This is a genomic window from Periweissella cryptocerci, from assembly GCF_004358325.1.
Classification (GTDB): domain Bacteria; phylum Bacillota; class Bacilli; order Lactobacillales; family Lactobacillaceae; genus Periweissella; species Periweissella cryptocerci.
On record NZ_CP037940.1, the window covers coordinates 1,059,978 to 1,078,402 of the forward strand.

14 protein-coding genes and 2 tRNA genes are annotated in these 18,425 nt (G+C 42.5%); 5 read left to right on the forward strand and 11 right to left on the reverse strand.

Going from position 1 to position 18,425, the window contains the following annotated elements; translation table 11 throughout:
- Window positions 1-34: 34 nt before the first annotated feature.
- From cydC to EQG49_RS04880, 4 genes are read right to left on the reverse strand one after another with little or no spacing between them, the layout of a single operon-like run.
- A complete protein-coding gene (cydC, locus tag EQG49_RS04865) occupies window positions 35-1,792 on the reverse strand; it encodes a thiol reductant ABC exporter subunit CydC (protein WP_133362922.1) in 1,758 nt (585 codons plus the stop codon).
- Window positions 1,792-3,534 (reverse strand): thiol reductant ABC exporter subunit CydD, encoded by a 1,743-nt coding sequence (gene cydD / locus EQG49_RS04870; RefSeq protein WP_133362923.1) that lies wholly within the window; start codon window positions 3,532-3,534, stop codon window positions 1,792-1,794. Before cydD ends, cydC begins: the two co-directional genes overlap by 1 nt.
- 21 nt (window positions 3,535-3,555) lie before the next feature.
- Window positions 3,556-4,569: a cytochrome d ubiquinol oxidase subunit II gene (gene cydB, locus EQG49_RS04875; RefSeq protein WP_133362924.1), complete on the reverse strand. Its 1,014-nt coding sequence runs from the start codon at window positions 4,567-4,569 to the stop codon at window positions 3,556-3,558.
- Window positions 4,566-6,008, reverse strand: coding sequence for a cytochrome ubiquinol oxidase subunit I (locus EQG49_RS04880; protein ID WP_133362925.1), 1,443 nt, complete (start codon window positions 6,006-6,008; stop codon window positions 4,566-4,568). Before EQG49_RS04880 ends, cydB begins: the two co-directional genes overlap by 4 nt.
- A 1,104-nt stretch (window positions 6,009-7,112) precedes the next feature.
- On the opposite strand from EQG49_RS04880, the gene EQG49_RS04885 reads away from it, so the two are divergent.
- The 4 genes from EQG49_RS04885 to EQG49_RS04900 all read left to right on the forward strand — a co-directional run bounded on the left by EQG49_RS04885 (window position 7,113) and on the right by EQG49_RS04900 (window position 11,309).
- Window positions 7,113-7,928 (forward strand): MetQ/NlpA family ABC transporter substrate-binding protein, encoded by an 816-nt coding sequence (locus EQG49_RS04885; RefSeq protein ID WP_133362926.1) that lies wholly within the window; start codon window positions 7,113-7,115, stop codon window positions 7,926-7,928.
- A 111-nt stretch (window positions 7,929-8,039) separates the two neighbouring features.
- The gene (locus tag EQG49_RS04890; protein WP_133362927.1) at window positions 8,040-9,416 is read left to right on the forward strand and encodes a M20/M25/M40 family metallo-hydrolase; all 1,377 of its coding nucleotides are present in this window, start codon (window positions 8,040-8,042) and stop codon (window positions 9,414-9,416) included.
- Between the two features lie 112 nt (window positions 9,417-9,528).
- Window positions 9,529-10,614, forward strand: a complete 1,086-nt coding sequence (locus tag EQG49_RS04895; protein ID WP_133362928.1) for a methionine ABC transporter ATP-binding protein — start codon at window positions 9,529-9,531, stop codon at window positions 10,612-10,614.
- The gene (locus EQG49_RS04900) at window positions 10,614-11,309 is read left to right on the forward strand and encodes a methionine ABC transporter permease (RefSeq protein WP_133362929.1); all 696 of its coding nucleotides are present in this window, start codon (window positions 10,614-10,616) and stop codon (window positions 11,307-11,309) included. The genes EQG49_RS04895 and EQG49_RS04900 overlap by 1 nt, the downstream gene beginning before the upstream one ends.
- A gap of 54 nt (window positions 11,310-11,363) precedes the next feature.
- On the opposite strand, the gene EQG49_RS04905 is transcribed toward EQG49_RS04900, so the two are convergent.
- From EQG49_RS04905 to proC, 3 genes are all read right to left on the reverse strand, one after another.
- The gene (locus tag EQG49_RS04905; protein WP_133362930.1) at window positions 11,364-12,062 is read right to left on the reverse strand and encodes a GntR family transcriptional regulator; all 699 of its coding nucleotides are present in this window, start codon (window positions 12,060-12,062) and stop codon (window positions 11,364-11,366) included.
- A gap of 72 nt (window positions 12,063-12,134) precedes the next feature.
- Complete coding sequence (gene nagA / locus EQG49_RS04910; protein ID WP_133362931.1) at window positions 12,135-13,271, reverse strand: N-acetylglucosamine-6-phosphate deacetylase; 1,137 nt, start codon at window positions 13,269-13,271, stop codon at window positions 12,135-12,137.
- A gap of 124 nt (window positions 13,272-13,395) precedes the next feature.
- Window positions 13,396-14,190 (reverse strand): pyrroline-5-carboxylate reductase, encoded by a 795-nt coding sequence (gene proC, locus EQG49_RS04915; protein WP_133362932.1) that lies wholly within the window; start codon window positions 14,188-14,190, stop codon window positions 13,396-13,398.
- A gap of 270 nt (window positions 14,191-14,460) precedes the next feature.
- Between proC and EQG49_RS04920 the strand changes: the two genes are divergently transcribed.
- Window positions 14,461-15,183 (forward strand): rhomboid family intramembrane serine protease, encoded by a 723-nt coding sequence (locus EQG49_RS04920; RefSeq protein ID WP_133362933.1) that lies wholly within the window; start codon window positions 14,461-14,463, stop codon window positions 15,181-15,183.
- A 546-nt stretch (window positions 15,184-15,729) separates the two neighbouring features.
- Here the strand turns inward: EQG49_RS04920 and EQG49_RS04925 are convergent.
- The 4 genes from EQG49_RS04925 to EQG49_RS04940 all read right to left on the reverse strand — a co-directional run bounded on the left by EQG49_RS04925 (window position 15,730) and on the right by EQG49_RS04940 (window position 18,351).
- A tRNA-Gln gene (locus EQG49_RS04925) sits at window positions 15,730-15,801 on the reverse strand.
- A 6-nt stretch (window positions 15,802-15,807) separates the two neighbouring features.
- Window positions 15,808-15,888 (reverse strand) — tRNA-Tyr (locus tag EQG49_RS04930).
- A gap of 179 nt (window positions 15,889-16,067) precedes the next feature.
- A complete protein-coding gene (locus EQG49_RS04935; protein ID WP_133362934.1) occupies window positions 16,068-16,895 on the reverse strand; it encodes a metallophosphoesterase in 828 nt (275 codons plus the stop codon).
- Between the two features lies 1 nt (window position 16,896).
- Window positions 16,897-18,351 carry a peptide MFS transporter gene (locus tag EQG49_RS04940; protein ID WP_133362935.1) on the reverse strand — a complete coding sequence of 485 codons (1,455 nt, stop codon included), beginning with the start codon at window positions 18,349-18,351 and terminating at the stop codon, window positions 16,897-16,899.
- Window positions 18,352-18,425: the final 74 nt, after the last annotated feature.

Consider the following 18,425-nt stretch of genomic DNA (forward strand, 5'->3'; position numbering starts at 1 on the left):
TCCTCCTTAAATTACTCAGACCTCTTAATACGCCCTACTCAGTCGTTAACCCGCGATCCAAATCAAGCAGCTTCTTAAAGCGTGGCTCAGTTTGATACAATTCCGCAGGACTGCCAACCATTTCAAATTGGCCATTTTCAATAAAACGAACTTGGTCTACGTATTTTACACCCATTAAGTGGTGTGTGACCCAGATGATGGTCTTATCTTTAAACAATTTAAAGATTGTTGCCAAGATGGCGGCCTCTGTAATTGGATCCAAGCTCACTGTGGGTTCGTCCAAAATGATGATGGGGGCGTCTTGTAGCAAGATACGAGCTAAAGCAAAGCGTTGCCGTTCACCACCCGAGAAGCGGTTACCACCTTCTGACATTGCAGTTTGGTACCCATCTGGCAAACCAGCCACCAACTCACCCAAACCGACGGCCTCAACCGCGGCGATAACTTGTTCATCTGTCGCTGCCAAATTACCTAGGCGCACATTGTTCATAACCGTTGAATTGAATAAGTACGGTTGTTGGTCAAGCACCCCGAATAATTCAGCCCGATGCGTTTGTAAAGCAGCCACATCAATATCATTAACTAAAATTTGGCCGTCAGTTGCCGTCAAATCCCCCAATAATAATTTCAGGAGGGTCGACTTACCTGCCCCAGAAGGACCCAATATCGCCAACTTCTCACCTTTTTTAATTTGTAAGTTCAAATGACTAACCGCCGGTGCCTTCCCATTTTCATATTGGAAAGTCACATCGTTAATGTTTAACGCGGTAAAATCATTTGGTACGACTTCAACTTGTGGTACCGCCGAAGCCGTTTTTTCATTATGGTCAAAATCATTGACCCGCCGAATTGACGCTTGGTGACTCGGCCATTCGGTAAAGCCCTGCGCAATTCCTTGGAAGGCATCAATCGTTGGAAAAATAGCGAGCGTAAAGGCCGCAATCCAGTTAACCAATTTATCTGAGCCACCGAATTCGACATCCGCAAAAACTAACATCACAATCGTAATAATCCCGACAAACATCTGTGTGGTAAAGTCGCGCCACCAAGTAAAGTGGTGATCTTGGCGCCGGAGCCGTACTTGCGCTTCAATTGGTTGATCTTGATTGGCAACTAAGTCTTTTTGGCGTCCCGCAATCACCCAGTCCGCTAAACCTAACACTGAATCCGTCAAACCGACGTAAAAATCATGTTGAATTTCGCGGGTTTTATACACACGGGCGCCATTCACAGCGACTGAAATCAGCGGAATCACGATTGTTATCATCCCAAACAACAGGAACATCAGCAACCCAAAGGCCCAGTTGAAACCACCAATTGCGACCGTGACGACGATATAGAGTAGCCAACCAATAATAACTGGAAAAATCGTTCGTAAGTACAAGTTTTCGATGTGTTCAATATCATCAGCTAACACGGCTAAAATATCACCAGTTTGCCGTTCTTGCCGAATTGTGACCGCCGTTTTTTCAACAGCAAGGTACAACTTTTTACGAAAATCTGAAACAATTCGCAACACCCAATTATGTGAAGTCAAGCGTTGGGCATACCGGAATGCTGGCCGGCCAATCCCAAACGCCCGCGTCAATACAATTGGTACATAGATTAGCAAGATGTTTTCTGGTCGTTGCGCCGCCCGTGAAATCAAATAACCCGACGTAAACATTAGTGCTGAGCCGCAGAAGAAGGTCATAAAGCCTAGGAAAATGACTAGCAAAAGCAGTCCTTTATAGCGCTTCAAATACGGCAAAACCCATGAGTCATGAGCAAAGGTATCAATAATATCATGCATTAATCTAATCCTCCTAACTCACCCATTTCTTGGCGTAATGCTACATAGGCGCCATTTTGTGCTAATAATTCAGTTGGTGTGCCCTGTTCAACAATTTGACCATTGTCCATTACGAGGACATAATCCATTTCGTTTAACCAGTGTAAACGGTGCGTGGCAAAAAAGACCAAGTGATTTTCGAGCAATGGCAGCATCGCCTTTTTCAAATTAATTTCTGTTTCAATATCCAAGTGGGCGGTTGGTTCATCGAACAGCAACACATGGCGGTCGGGGCTCAAAAATGCCCGTGCCAATGCAATCCGTTGCGCTTGCCCACCAGATACCGCTTGCCCACTTTCCCCAATCATCGTATCCAAACCAGCTGGCAAGTCCTGCACTAACTCAGTCAACCCAGCTTGTTCAACCGCAGCCGTAATCGCGTCAATTGAAGCATTAGGTTGGTAAAATTTAATATTCTCAGCTAATGTTGCGTGGAATAAATACGGTGCTTGTGGAATATATTGAAACTGTTGTTGCCACGCTGCCTGCTGCAAATGTGCCAACTGATAGTCATCAAGCTTTATCGTACCGTTTGTATCCGCGTCAGGTTGGAGAAAACCACCGATTAAATCTAGCAACGTTGATTTACCCGATCCTGATTTACCAACTAAACCAATCCGTTGATATCCATGCGCGCTAAAATTGATTGCATTTAACGCCGGTGCTTGTCCATCGGGATAGGTTAACTGGACATTCGTAAAATTCAACGAATCTTGGGGCGTCCACGTTGTTAATTTGAAGTCTTTGTCGGCTTGGGGCGTTGGTGTTTCTAAAACTTCCAAAACATCAGTCATCGCATTTTTACCATCAAGTGTTGCGTGGTAGTCATTAGCGAAGTTCCGTAATGGTAAAAAATATTCTGGCGCCAACACTAACATCGTCAAGGCTGGCAGCAAGGTCATATGTCCGTCAAGCAAACTAAACCCTAAGAAAACGGCCACAACCGCAATCGACAACGTCGTAAAGAAGTCCAACGTAAACGTTGAAAGAATGGCAATCTTCAGTGTTGAGAGCACTGACTTACGATAATCTTCTGAAACTTCATGGATGTTATCCGCATATTTTTTACTCAAACCTAATTGTTTCAAGGTTGGTAATCCCCGCAAAGCATCAACAAAGTGATTACTCAAACGGGTAAAATTCGCATATTCTTTATCTGCCTTGGCTTGGGCGGCTAGTCCTAAAATTATCATGAACAAAATCACGACCGGATAAATCGCTAACAAGAATAACGCTTCGGGCCAAGAAATCGTGAACATATATACCAATAAAATCCATGGAATAATTGACATATCAAACATCTTAATCATGACTAACATCAAGTACGATTGCACTTTATCCATGCCCTCAAGGGTCAAAGTAACCGCATTCCCGGTCCCCTTTTTTTGAATAACTTGGGGTCCCAGTTCACTGATTTTAACTAGCAAATTGTGGCGCATATCTTGGGTGGTTTTTTCGACCCATTTGCCCATTGCGTAATTCTTTAAAACCGTCAGAATATGACGAATCGCAAAGGCCACAATGAAACCTACGATAAAAATAATCGCTTGATTCATAGGGTTTTGTTTCCATAAAACAACAATACTTTCACTTAAAAATTTACCTTGGAATAATACACTAAATGCTTGCAACACGGTGAGCGCTGCAAGCATCATAAGTGTTTTACGAATTCCCGGCAATTTGAATAAACGCCGATCAATCATAAATGAATCTCCATTCTATTGTTAGTGACCTGATTTCTTGCCCACCGTTAAACGTTCACGGAAAACATAGAAACTCCAGATTTGGTATGCCAAAACGACTGGCAAAGCAAAGACGGTAATCCAAGTCATCAAGTTCAATGTGTATGGTGATGATGAAGCATTCTGGATTAACAAACTATGCGCAGCGTCGTTTGCAACCATCGTTCGTGGGAATACACCAACAAAGAGCAAAGCAACGACACCAACTAAATTCAAACCAGAAGTCACAAAACTCACCACTTCCTTATCTTTCAAGGTAGCTAGGTATGACACTACTGAAGAAAGGACAATTAAAGCTAAAATCAACATGGTTAAAATTGGTTTCTTAGTAAAGAAATCGGTGTAAATGTATACTAGGACTGCAAAAACTACTTCCCCAGCAAACAATACAAGGTATAATTTCTGTGCCCAATCAGCCGCACGTTGGCGAATATCACCAATCGTCTTAATCCGGATAAAGTTCAAACCGTGAATATAGCTCATCAAGACCACTGCCACCCCACCAACTAAGGTAAAGATGTTCACAAAGTCAAAGAAGTGCCCGCGAACATTGTATTGCGCATCCATTGGCATGCCCTTAACCATTGCGGTAAAAATCATCCCAAGCATAAATGGAGCGACAAACGAACCAATTGCCGTTGCCCATTCCCAGATACCTTGGTTCTTTTCAAACTTCATCATCGCCCGGAATTCAAATGATACACCCCGGAAAATTAAAGCAAGCAATACTAAGAATAACGGAATATAGAAACCTGAGAACAATGAAGCATACCAGTTAGGCATTGAAGCAAATAAGGCACCACCAGCGGTGATTAACCAAACTTCATTACCATCCCAGTGCGGTCCAATTGATGCGACCAATGCGTCACGTTCAGCTTTATTTTTAGTTAATGTCTTAAGCGCCATTCCCACACCAAAGTCAAATCCTTCGAGGAAGAAAAAGCCGGCAAACAGGACGCCGATTAAGACAAACCATAAAATTTGTAATGTTGTCATTTTTTAAACGCCTCCTCTGCAAAAGGATCCGTCACTGGTGTTTCGTCAATCATCAAGTCATCAGGCCCTTCACGTAAAACGCGGGCTGATAAGTAGACCATCACGGCACCAAGTGTTGCAAATGATACAAAGAATAAAATGTTAGAGAATAGCATTGAACCAGCGGAAACATTCGGCGATACCGCATCCGCAATCGTTAAGTAACCGTAAACAACCCATGGGTAACGGCCAAGTTCGGTAATCAACCAACCAGCAGTATTAGCAATGAATGGTAAGAACGTTACCACACCAAGTACCCATAACAGCCATTTTTGCTTTACGAGCCACTCATCAGTGTATTTCTTACGGCTAAACCATAGCCCAACAACGGCTACCATACCGAAGACACCTGCCGCCATGGCCATCACGTGGAATGATAAGAACAATGCATTAGTTGGGACATAGTAATTCATATCCTTACCAAATTTCTTATCGTATTTCGCGTGTAATTCTTTGTTGACGGTGTTTTCACCCTTGTTAAACCCAGTTAACTTGTGGTGGGCCAAAAGTGAAAGAACATAAGGAACGTCAACTTCCCAGACTGATGTATGATTCTTCTCATCATATTGACCGGCTAAAGCCCAAGCTTGTGACTTGTTCTTACCACCAGAATCTTCCATCAAACCTTCAGTCGCCGCAAACTTCATTGGTTGGTCAGTTTCCAATGCCAATGAGTGGCGGTCACCGGTAGCCAACATGCCGAATGTGGCTACTAAACCAATAATCAAACCGATTTGCATTGATTTTCGGAAGAACTTAACGTTTTTCTTCTTCATCAACGCAAAACCAGACATCCCCGCCACAACAAATCCAGCCGTCAAGAACGAACCAAACATGACGTGGGGAAATTCTAACCATAACTGATGATTCTTCAACAATGCTGGAAAATCAACCAATTGTGCGCGACCATTCTTCAACAGAAAACCAACTGGATTTTGCATGAATGAGTTCGCTGCCAAAATCCATAAGGCTGACAGTGACGAACCCAAAGTTGTAATCCAGATAAACGCTACGTGTAGACCTGGCTTAAAGCGATCCCAGCCAAACATCCACAAACCAATAAAAGTTGATTCAAGGAAGAAGGCCACCAAAGCTTCAATAGCTAATGGGGCACCAAAAATGTCACCCACGAAACGAGAATATTCAGACCAGTTCATCCCAAATTGGAATTCCTGAATAATCCCAGTAACCACACCTACCGCAAAACTGAGTAAGAAAATTTTGCCCCAGAACTGCGCCATGTGCTTGTACAACTCATTTTTCTTTACCACGTACATGGTTTCCATCACACCGACGATTAAACCAAGCCCGATTGATAATGGAATGAACAAAAAGTGAAAGACTGTTGTCATCCCAAATTGGAAACGTGCTAAAGAAATAACTGAAAGTGCTACATCCATGATTATTTCCTCCGCAATAATTGCAATATGCGTTCTGTTAAGTTTATACGTTGGCTTTGTTGTGATACTTGCCACTACATGCCTAGAAATCACTTGGCGCACCATGCTGAAAGTAATTTCTAGCCACTCCGTTAATTTAAAGTAAAACTAGCTAACTCAAACAGTATTCTATTCAACGTTGCTAGACAAAATTGCTAGAATAATGATTCAAAATAAAATTAAACAACATCAAAATATAAACCCAACAGAATCACAATATTATAGTAATAAATCTTTATATATTCATTTTTACACAAGTAGATAAGCAGTTCAAACGATATCGTCTAGTTTCACCGAAAATTCTAATTTTCTGGTATTTTTGGCTAAAACTTTTCTAGCGTGGAATTTGGATATGTATCTCAGATTGCTTCCCACTACGTGTTTGGAACCAGTCTGAACACCGTGAATGGAACAGTTTACTGTCACTCAGAGAAGATGAGAACTCTTTGTGATTTATCCCTTAGAATTCCAGCTTCTCTGACTTTCTGCGACTACAGGCTCAGAAAAGCTCGGCTTCCATCAGGGTGCGAAAATAGAATTTCATGGCACGTAGTTGACCACAAAAGCCACAATCCGGATTAGCCGAAAAAAATTAATTTGAATGAATATGTTGACATACTTCTCACCATGATTTAATATACAAGACATAGATTTACAACACGAACTAAACAAGTTGAACAGGAAAGTAAAGTGAACCAACTTTGTACAGAAAACGCTAATTGCTGAGATAGTGTCTAAGTTGCTCATTTGAAAATGGCCTGTGATTGGCATAGATGAGTCAAGTAATTGATAAGTTTATGATGGGTTGGCGACCATTATCATCGCACACGGATTATATTGTCCGTTATTGAGGTCTTTTTGGTAACAAACAGACAAAGTAGAATGGTTCACGACGAAGCTCGTTTCTATGTTTTTAACATAGGGGCGAGCTTTTTTATTACATTTGATTCGGAAATGCGCATTCCAACTATGAATCGTGTAATTATTTACTGGAACGTTCAACGCACCTAGTTCGCCTTGCTATCGTCATTATATAGATTTAAAGAAAATAGGAGATTTAGTCATATGAAGAAAGTATTACTCGCGATTGCCGCACTGTTCGTAGTTATTACCCTTGCTGCTTGCGGCGCCAAGTCAGGTTCATCAGACAAAACGGTTAAAGTTGGGGTTGTTGGGACTGACGACCGTATCTGGAACTCAATCATTGAACAAGCCAAGAAGAAGGACATCAACATTAAGTTAGTTCACTTCACTGACTACGATCAACCAAATGCAGCTTTGAAGTCAGGTCAAATCGACTTGAACGCCTTCCAACACCAATACTTCTTGGATCAATGGAACAAAGCTAACAAGGGTAACATCGTTTCAATCGGTGACACCCTCTTAGCACCAATTCGTTTGTACGGTGGTACTGGCGTAACTAAGTTGTCAGACATCAAGAAGAACGCCCAAATCGTAATTCCTAATGACCCAACTAACGAAGGTCGTGCTTTAACCCTCTTAGCAACTGCTGGTTTGATCAAGGTTAAGGATACTGCTTTGCCAACGCCAAACGACATTTCTTCAAACCCATTGAACTTGAAGATTGTGCCAGTTGACGCTGCCCAAACTGCTCGTCAATTGAAGTCAGCTGCAGCCGCTGTTATTAACGACTCAACTGCTTCAGATGCTAAGCTTGATAAAACGAAGGCTGTCTTCGTAGAACCAGTTAACAAAGCTTCTAAGCAATGGATTAACATCATCGCTGCTGATAAGAAAAATGCCAACAACAAGACTTACAAGGAAATTGTGAAGATTTACCAAACACAAAAGACTAAGGACTTGTTGAAGAAGTACTACGGCGATACTGAAATCCCAGCTTGGGACATCAAATTGAAGTAATTCACATTTTTCACATATAATAAGTAATTAACCGATAGATGGCATCTAACTGAGTAATTGGTTAGGTGTCATTCTTACATAGCATCACTACCACGAAAGGCAGGAATACAGATGGTTACCGCAGAAAAACAAATTAGTGCCACCCACCAAGAAATTATCGATAATTATCTCGGCTTACTCGCCGAATATGTCAAAATCCCATCCGTCTCAGCACACACAGAAGACGCCTACTTAATCGAAGCTGCTGAATTCACAGCCCGCCGTTTCCGCGAAATCGGTGGTACCGTGGAAATCTTAACCGATAATCCCCGTCCACTCGTTTTCGCCGAATTCAAAGCCGCGACGACCGTTGTAAATCCCAAAACAATTCTTTTCTACAATCACTACGATGTACAAGCAGCCGAACCATTAAATCTGTGGAAACACGACCCATTCACTTTGGTACAAGAAAATGATAAATTAATTGGCCGCGGGGTCGATGACGATAAAGGTAACTTAATCGCGCGCCTCACCGCCCTACGCTTGTATTTATCTGACCATGGTAACTTGCCGGTTAACATTAAATTTTTAGTTGAAGGTGAAGAAGAGGTCGCCTCAGAACACTTAGAAAGCTACTTAGCTAAATACGCCGACAAATTCGCCAATGACCTAGTTGTGTGGGAATCCGGCACCAAAACGGCGACCGGTAAACTAGAATTAATCGGTGGTAACAAGGGGGTTGCCACTTTCAACTTCACCGCGCATTCTGCTGACCATGACTTGCACTCAAGTTTAGCCGCTGTTGTCGATAGTGCCACTTGGCGTTTAGCGCAAGCAATTGCGACGCTGCGTGACGCTGACGGCCGTGTTGCGGTTGCTGGTTTCTACGATAATATTGTCGAACCAACGGACCGCGAACTCGAATTAGTGGACGCCCTCGATGACAACACTGAATTATTGCGTAAAGCCTATGGTTTAGAGCTCCCCTACTTAACTGATTTAAGTGGTCGTGATTTAAATCGGGAATTGTTATTTCAACCAGCACTCAATATTGAAGCGTTCCACTCAGGCTACGAAGGGGACGGTGTCAAAACAATCTTACCGGCAGATGCCATCGCCAAATTCGATGTCCGTTTGGTCCCTGGCATGGATCCCCACGATGTTGTCGGCAAAATTCACTACCACCTGATTAACCACGGTTTTGGTGATATTGCTGTTGAATTTACGCTTGGTGAAAAAGGCTACCGTTCTGATATGAGTGATCCCATGATTGCAAATATTATCGAAACTGCCAAAGACGTCTACGGAAATGATAAACTAGCAGTAGCCCCAACCTCCGCCGGTACTGGTCCGATGGATATGTTCCATGAACATTTAAACGCCCCCATCGTGGCATTTGGTATCGGCTACCCGGATACGTTGGATCATGCGCCCAACGAAAACATTCGTAAGGTTGACTACTTACAAGGTATCGACTATATTTACGAAATAATCAGTTCATTTCGCTAATCCATCCACTAGTTTAGTTATGTATCATCAAACTAGCGGAGTACCTAGGAAATTTACATGGTGCGGCATGCCATTTATCCACATATAACTAATTAAAAAGGAGCAACAATCAATGGTAAATACACTTGAACCCATTATCAGCCTCCAAAATATCGATGTGACGTTCCAACAAAAGAACAAAGAAATTCAAGCCGTTAAGGATGTTTCAATCGATATTTTGCCTGGTGACATCTACGGAATCGTCGGTTATTCCGGTGCTGGTAAATCAACCCTCGTACGGGTCATCAACTTGCTGCAACAACCAACTAACGGTACGGTCATCGTGAACGGTCAAACGCTCGCTGAAAATGTTAATGATAGAGAACGCTTCATCGCGAAAAACGATTTACGCATTGCGCGCAAGAAGATTGGGATGATTTTCCAACACTTTAACTTGATGAACGAACGGACTGTGGCGGATAATGTTTTATTCCCCCTCACACACTCTGATTTATCACGGAGCGAAAAAAGCGAAAAAGTTGCGGCATTGCTTGAATTGGTCGGCTTATCTGACCGCGCTACTGCCTACCCAAGCCAATTATCTGGTGGTCAAAAACAACGGGTCGCTATTGCGCGGGCGTTAGCTAATGACCCGGAAATTCTAATTTCTGATGAAGCAACCTCAGCACTTGATCCCAAAACCACTAATTCAATTTTAGCTTTGTTGAAAAAACTCAATATTGAATTAGGTTTAACCATTGTTTTAATTACCCACGAAATGCAAGCCGTGAAAGAAGTTGCCAATAAAGTTGCGGTGATGGAAAACGGTGAAATTATTGAACGCGGTAGCTTACTGGAAATGTTCACGAATCCCCAAAAGCAATTGACTAAAGACTTTATCGACACGGCAACTCAAGTCGAAGAAGGTTTACGCAAAGTCCAAGAACAACCAAGTGTCCAAGAACTCGCTGCTCCAGACGTTTTGGTCAAGTTTGCCTATGCTGGTGATACAACTGATGAACCACTGATTTCATCATTGTTTAAGGATTATGAAGTTAGTGCCAACATTTTGTTTGGTAACGTGGAAATTCTCCAAGAAACACCTGTTGGTAACTTGATTGTGATCTTATCTGGTCGCCCAGCTTCAATCAAAGCTGCCCTCAAATCAGTTGAGGCAAGCGGCGTTACCACAACCTTATTGAAAGGAGAACTCGTCTAATGATGGATTTATTACAACATTATTTTCCCAATGTCATTGCCCTTGGTTGGTCAACTGATCAAGGCTGGGGCACGTCAATCTGGCAAACGCTCTACATGACTTTTGGTTCAGCAATTTTTGGTGGTATCCTTGGCTTGTTCTTCGGGGTTGGCTTGGTGTTATCTGATGAACGCGGCATTATGGCCAATAAAGTCGTATTTTGGATTTTCGATAAGATTGTTTCAATTTTTCGGGCAATTCCATTTATTATCTTATTAGCATTCATCAGTCCTTTCACTAATGCAATTGTTGGGACAACGATTGGTACTACTGCTGCTTTAGTCCCACTATCACTTGGGGTCTTCCCTTTCTACGCGCGTCAAGTTCAAAATGCGTTGGTCGAAGTTGATAGCGGAATTATTGAAGCGTCCCAATCATTTGGTGCCACTAATAGCGAAATCATCTTCAAGGTTTATCTCCGCGAAGGTCTTGCCGACTTAATTCGAGTATCAACTGTAACCTTGATTAGTTTGGTTGGTTTAACTGCCATGGCTGGTGCGATTGGTTCTGGTGGTTTAGGTAACACTGCCGTTTCAATCGGTTATGCTCGTTTCCAAAACGACATCACTTTAGTCGCAACACTTTTGATTTTGATTTTCATCTTCGTAATTCAATTTACAGGTGACTTCTTCGCCAAACGTGCTTCACACAAATAAACAGCAAAAAACGTTCATTAACCCAAGCGGCTGATGAACGTTTTTTAATTGTATTTATTTTTCCAGATAAAATTCAAACCGTGCGCCCACATATTGCGTACGGACGTATTCAAATGGTGTGCTATCTTCTAAAAATGACAATTGGCGCAAGTGCAAAATCGCATCACCGCGTTTCACTTTCAAGTGTTCAGCGACTTTTTCGGTTGCCAACTGGGCCGTCACCGTTTGTTGGGCATGCCCAATCACAAAGCCGTGACTTTCCAAGGCACTGTAGAAACTTTTCGTGATTTCGTCTTTCGTCAAATGCGTCAAAATCGCACCTGGAATGGTCGCGGTTTCCAATGAAATTGGTTCATCATTACCAAATCGAATCCGTTCCATTCGCAGAACTTGATCACCTTCAGCTATTTTAAGCTGTTCGGCTTCGCTCATTGAAGCTTGGGTTAAGTGATATGACACCACTTTACTACTAGCAATCTTGCCTTGAGCCGCCATCAATTCCGTAAAACTAGTGATACCTGACATCTTTTCTTGAACTTTTTGGTTAGCAACATATGTTCCATCCCCAATCCGCCGTTCCAAGATACCTTCTTCCGCCAAAGTTTGCACGGCTTGACGCAAAGTCATCCGGCTGACATCAAATTCCAACGCTAACTCACGTTCAGCCGGAATTTTATCGCCAACTTTATATTTGCCTTGTTCAATCTGGCGTTTTAATTCGTTGTGAATCTGTAAATAAATTGGCGCGCCCATGTCGGACTCCTCCATAACGTGTGCGCCATTTAATCACTACCTCTGATTGAATGCCGGCACAGTTTTCTTTTTCTATTTCGTTAATAAATTACCATATGAATAAGTTGCGGCTAAATCTAATGAACGGGTGAATAAATTGAAGTCGGCGTCTTTACCAACTTCAATGGCCCCTTTACTCGTCAAACCAAATTCTTTAGCTTGGTTGACTGAACTCATTTGGACAGCTTGTCTTAAATCAACTTGGGCAAATTCAATAATGTTACGGAAAGCATCGTTATAAGTTAAAACTGAACCAGCTAAGTGACCGTCTTCCAAACGCGCTTGCTTGTCCTTAACAATTACTTTTTGCCCACCAAGTTCTGAAATTCCTTCTGGCATCCCCTTTGCGCGCATTGAATCAGTAATCAACTCAATCCGGTCGGCGCCTTTGATATTAACGGCAAACCGCAACATATCAGGTACCACGTGGAATCCATCGGCAATCAACTCAGCGTAAATGTCTTTTTCTAACATCGCATGTCCAGTCACCCCAGGTTCACGGTGTCCTAAGCCCCGTTGTGCGTTGTAAAGGTGCGTGATGTGTGTTGCTTTAGCTTCTTGCATTTGCGCCCGGGTTGCGTCTGTGTGCCCTGCTGAAGGGACAATGTTGTGACCGAGAGCAAAATTTTCAAACTGCCGTGCAGCATGCAATTCTGGCGCATACGTCACCAACCGAATTCGGTTCCCAGATAAAGCATTCCATTCCTTTAGTTGATCAACAGATGGTGCTGTCATGAATTGTTCTGGTTGGGCACCCTTGTAAATTGGATTAACAAATGGTCCTTCCAAGTGAATTCCTTGAATTAACGCATTTTCTTTGGCAGCTTCATTAACGCCAACCATCGCATGAGCAATTGCCTCTGGAGATTGGGTCATCGTCGTTGGAAAAATAGTGGTTACCCCTTCATTTTGGGCAATCAAGTTCACCATTTGATTGATTTCATCAGCATTACCATCCATGGTGTCAAAACCATAACCACCGTGAGTGTGCACGTCAATAAACCCAGGTACCAAATAGTGACCGTGTGCATCCGTATTCTCATCGGCAGCCAACGTTGTATATTCATCCATTGAACCCACGGCTTCGATTTGCTTATCAAAACGGACAAATCCGTCTTCAATAATGTCGGAACCAGTATAAATCGTGACGTGCTTAATTACTTTACTCAAAGTTATTCCCCTTTGTTAACTTTCTAAACGTTGTTTTAATGCCACTACATTAGTTACTATTTACGAGTTCGAAAATAATATATCGCTAAACTAACAAAGTGACATTGTGCACCTTCAATTAATTTTATTCAACTGATTGATCTTTTGTGATCGTGGCGTCGATACCTTTTACCACGGCGCTCGTCAATCCAGCTTCTTCCATTGCTAAGAACCCCGCGATGGTTGAGCCACCTGGTGAAGAAACTGCCGCCGCAAGGTCACGGGGACTTTGGGGGCTTGTTTGAATCATCCGGGCTGTACCAATCATTGCTTGGGCAACAATTTGCGTCGCCATATCCTTATCCATACCATGCTTAACACCAGCTTGGGCCATCGCATCAACAAATAATTCAATAAAGGCTGGACTTGAACCAGCTAGTGCACTAAATGTACTAAACTCAGTTTCAGGCAATGGCATTGTACTTCCAAGCGTGCCTAAGAAGCTCCGCACTTGTTCGCGGGCTTCTGGGTGACGTTGCAAGTTATTGTTACCCGCAATCGCAATCATGCCGCTGTTAACCGCTACATTGACGTTTGGTAACGTCCGTAGAATCAAGGTATCATAGCCGAGTTGATCAGCAAGCGTTTCTAGTGATACACCGCCTAACACTGACACAACGACACGGTCGGCAATCTTAGTGCGAATTTCCGTTGCGACCGCTTTTAATTGTTGTGGCAACACCGCCAACACAATGATATCACTCGCTGCGACGACTGCTTCATTTGATGGTAAATATTCAATCCCCGCCGATGCCGCATATGCTTCCGTGCGATTACTTGCCCCACCGTGAATGTAAATCTTTTGCGTACTATCATTTTGTAGTAAGCCTGTAATCATAGCTTGAGCCATTTGCCCACCACCGATAAATCCGAGTTCCATACTATCACCTCACTTGTTTTTAATATCTCTACTATACCAATTTCTAGACCAATTTTCCATTGATAACCCTAATATTCGTAATCAGTGTCAAACCAATAGCAACATCCAACTAAATAGACAAAACAATCATTGTCGTTTAAAAATTAGAGAGTCATAATAAGCATAATTTAAGACGCCATTTTTCTAATCTACCGCTGAAAAGAGGTCGCGCACAATTACTTCCGCATTCCGACGAATCTCAAAATCTAAAAAGTAACGGAGGCACACGCTTTGAATCCATTCAAACGATACTGGTCAACCTTTCGCACCAAACAGACATTGCGCCGACAAAGTGATACACCACGAATTCCATGGGTAACTGTCATTTTAAGCATTGTGTTGATCTTAATTTATTATTGGCAAACAAAAGATCCTCAGATTACGACGATGTGGAGTACCGGCGAAATATTAACCCTCCTCCAACATCAATATTATCAGCTAATTACCGCTAACTGGATTCATCAAAGTTGGTCCCATGTACTCGGTAATGTTTTTGGTCTACTCCTGATTGGTTGGCGGTTTGAACGTTTAATTGGCCATTGGCGCTTCCTAATCATTTATCTAGTTGCTGGCCTGACTAGTACCATATTCAGCCTCAGCTTCCACCAAGGTGTTTTGGGGGCTTCAGGTAGCATTGTTGGCATTATGGTTGCCGCTTTAGTCCTTTACCTGCGTTTTTTCCGTAATTCACTCGTCAAAGCCTTCACAACTTGGTGGCAAGTTGTCGTTATTTTGATTGAAATACTTGCTGTCGGTATTGGTTTGTTCAACATCGGCTACACAAATACAAATGACCTTGCTCATACCGGTGGAATAATCGGTGCCGTGCTTACCCTTTGGCTACTTAACCCACCACTGCAAGTTGGCAAATATCGTACGGTAACTAGAATTAGTGCTGCAGTCCTGCTCATGGCATTATTCGGCGTAAGCATTGCGGTACTTCTAAATTTTTAGAACCAGCTTTAGGTCGCCAATAAGATTGGCTTACATCAATTAATACAAATAAAGCGGTTGGGACGAATTGTCATTCCAACCGCTTTAACGTGTGCCAAAACGCATTTTATCTCTATTTATTCTAGCTTGAGATTGTCGTTTCTGTACTTTTCAATTATCAAATTACTGAGGTACTATTGTCAGTTTTTCCCCATTCTACTGCGGCTTGTGGTTGGTACCTATTTTTCGTTAGTTTGAGTATTATTACTAACTAACGGAGTGGCTGGAAATTGCTTGGCGGGCGCAGCCTTTACACCGCGACTGGGGTGATGTGTGTGCAACACATATTACCGCTGAGGGTAAGATGAGGAGTCTTGGGGATTTATCCCCTAGAGTCCCAGCTTACCCGAACCTCACAAGACCGCACTTTGGCTTGTGAGGTTGCTTCCAGCGCAGTGCGCCAAGTAATTTCCAGACACAAAGTGGCCATTTTATTCAGACGGAATAGAGCCCGTCTTTATTGCCGCGCAAAAAAGGCACCTACCGAAGTAGATGCCTTTTGATTAGCTGGGCTAGCTGGATTCGAACCAGCGCATGATGGTACCAAAAACCATTGCCTTACCGCTTGGCTATAGCCCAAGAATATGGAGGAAGTAGGATTCGAACCTACGAACCCGAAGGAGCGGATTTACAGTCCGCCGCGTTTAGCCTCTTCGCTATTCCTCCGTATTAATCAACTATATAATCTTATCAATTACTAGTTAACATGTCAAGCAATTAATTAAGCTTTCTATTAGTTTAAACAACCAACATAACTTACTTATCTCTCAACTCGAATAATATTACCAGAAACTCAGCCAAAAGAAAAGAGCTAACACGAATTTTTTTCATGTTAGCTCAATATTTTATTTAATTTCAAAAATTCGGACACGATCTTGCCACGTGGCGAAAAATGTTGATTGTGTCCATTCGTCCTTACGATGCGTTTTAAGGCCGACCGTCTGATTATAGTACTCATTACGCCCGCCAAATGTTTGCGGGGCAAATTGCCGGTGTAAATGGCCAAATATCGTATAGTCCACTGGTCCCATCTCCAATAACGCGCCTAAACGTTGGCTGCCCATCATCGCGTTAAGCATCCAAAGATTCCGATCATCACTGCCTTTGAACAGATAATCTTGCTGTGGCACAAAGTGTGTGACAAACATTACCCTTTTACCGTCATGTGCAGCATTTACTAGTTGCTGCTTTGACTCAGTTAAGACAATGTCCATGCGTTCTTGGTCACTCATTGGTTGTTCAATTTGCCGATCAAACCAGTACGCGCGTTTCCACTGGGCGATTTCATTCACCGAATATTTTGCTAAATCGCCAAATGAATAATCATACCAACCATTTTGGCCAACAATTCGTAAATCAGTCCCAGCTACATCAATAAGTTGATTATGCAGATACAACGGACTCAATGGCTGTGACAACTCTTCAAAGGTAACCCCACGTGCCATATCATGATTACCAACAATAAAGGCGACTCGCAAAGAGTCGCCTACAATTGTTTGTAATTTTTCACTGAAGTCCAACGTTTTCGCAAAATCATTGAACAAATCGCCAGCGATGACATAATATTGCACACCTTGAGCCACTAACCAGTCCGCAGACCGCGCTAAGAAATCAACCACGTCAACGTGATTCAAATCCATGTGTAAATCACTCACGACTGCAATTTTTGTCATCTTAACCAACGCCTTCCATCAACACATTAATCTTCTTAACGCCAAAGAACAATAAGATACCAAAGGCAATCGTGATACCACCGACAATTGCATAGTAACCAACTTCATTCCCTGGTGTATAGAAACGAACAATTTGCGCATTAATCGCAGACGCAGCAGCATCTGACAAGAACCACATACTCATCATTTGTGACTTGAAGGCTTTTGGTGCCAACTTAGTCGTAGCAGATAGTCCAACTGGTGAAATCAACAGTTCAGCGATTTCAACAATTGCCCAACTACCAATCAACCACAATGCACTAACTTTACCAGCCGTACCAAACAATGCCCCAGGCACAGCCATCAAGACAAATGATAAACCGGCAAAAATCAAACCAGTCGCAAACTTAGATGGTGTCTTAGGTTGCTTCTTACCCCATTTAACCCATAACCAGGCAAAGAATGGTGTGTAAAGCATAATGAACAATGGGTTCAATGATTGGAACCATGAAGCCTTAAACCAACCCAAGTCAGTCCGGTTTGAAGCAAATAAAGCCAAGACCACTGAACCTTGTTCTTCAATTGACCAGAATAAAACGGCGGCCAAGAATAATGGAATGTAAGCAAGAACACGTGAACGTTCTTGCTTGTTCGTCTTGCGACTTGTTAACATCATGATAAAGTACGCAACTGGTACGGCCACGGCGATAATACTCAATACCAAGATGATATTGATCAAGTTCAATGCCCCAAAGAGGTTCATCAAAACAAATACTAAGGCCAAAGCAATAATCCCGAAAGCCACTTTAATCGTTAATGGTTTCATTTCTTCTGGTTGAATTGGATCTGATGGATAGTGGGTTTCTTTACTCAAATACTTGTGACCAGTAATCCAGTACACAATCAAACCAATCGCCATCCCAAACGCTGCTAATGAGAATCCAACGTGGAAGCTGTAATTTTGTCCAACTGTCCCAACAAGTAATGGTGCCACAAATGCACCTAAGTTAATCCCAAAGACAAAGATTGAGAAACCTGAGTCCCGACGAACATCCCCAGGTGTATATAATGAACCAACCATTTCCGAAACGTTAGGCTTGAGTAGCCCAGTACCGATAATGATTAATGCAATTGATAAGAACAACGCAGTTTGACCGGCTGGAATCGCTAAAGCAATGTGCCCGAACATGATGAAGATACCACCAATGAACACAGTGCGCCACGCACCCCAGATTCGGTCACTCAGGAATCCACCAAGCACACTTGATAAGTACACAAGTGAACCATAAATTGACATGATTGAAGCACCAAGAACGGGGTTCATCCCTAAACCACCCTCAGAAATCTTATAAATCATGTAGAACAAGAGAATGGCGCGCATCCCGTAGTAACTAAACCGTTCCCACATTTCTGTGAAGAACAACGTCGCTAAACCACGCGGATGACCCATAAACGTTTTTTCCTTTTTCGTATCCATGTAATAATCCCTCCAAATATGTATCCTTGCATATTTTATAAACAATAAACAAGTTTACCACTTTTTCAGCAAAT

What these genes read in the sequence shown, in the direction of transcription:
- cydC (WP_133362922.1), bottom strand. Translation starts at nt 1,792, where the DNA reads ATGCATGATATTATTGATACCTTTGCTCATGACTCATGGGTTTTGCCG.
- cydD (WP_133362923.1), bottom strand. Translation starts at nt 3,534, where the DNA reads ATGATTGATCGGCGTTTATTCAAATTGCCGGGAATTCGTAAAACACTT.
- cydB (WP_133362924.1), bottom strand. Translation starts at nt 4,569, where the DNA reads ATGACAACATTACAAATTTTATGGTTTGTCTTAATCGGCGTCCTGTTT.
- EQG49_RS04880 (WP_133362925.1), bottom strand. Translation starts at nt 6,008, where the DNA reads ATGGATGTAGCACTTTCAGTTATTTCTTTAGCACGTTTCCAATTTGGG.
- EQG49_RS04885 (WP_133362926.1), top strand. Translation starts at nt 7,113, where the DNA reads ATGAAGAAAGTATTACTCGCGATTGCCGCACTGTTCGTAGTTATTACC.
- EQG49_RS04890 (WP_133362927.1), top strand. Translation starts at nt 8,040, where the DNA reads ATGGTTACCGCAGAAAAACAAATTAGTGCCACCCACCAAGAAATTATC.
- EQG49_RS04895 (WP_133362928.1), top strand. Translation starts at nt 9,529, where the DNA reads ATGGTAAATACACTTGAACCCATTATCAGCCTCCAAAATATCGATGTG.
- EQG49_RS04900 (WP_133362929.1), top strand. Translation starts at nt 10,614, where the DNA reads ATGATGGATTTATTACAACATTATTTTCCCAATGTCATTGCCCTTGGT.
- EQG49_RS04905 (WP_133362930.1), bottom strand. Translation starts at nt 12,062, where the DNA reads ATGGGCGCGCCAATTTATTTACAGATTCACAACGAATTAAAACGCCAG.
- proC (WP_133362932.1), bottom strand. Translation starts at nt 14,190, where the DNA reads ATGGAACTCGGATTTATCGGTGGTGGGCAAATGGCTCAAGCTATGATT.
- EQG49_RS04935 (WP_133362934.1), bottom strand. Translation starts at nt 16,895, where the DNA reads ATGACAAAAATTGCAGTCGTGAGTGATTTACACATGGATTTGAATCAC.
- EQG49_RS04940 (WP_133362935.1), bottom strand. Translation starts at nt 18,351, where the DNA reads ATGGATACGAAAAAGGAAAAAACGTTTATGGGTCATCCGCGTGGTTTA.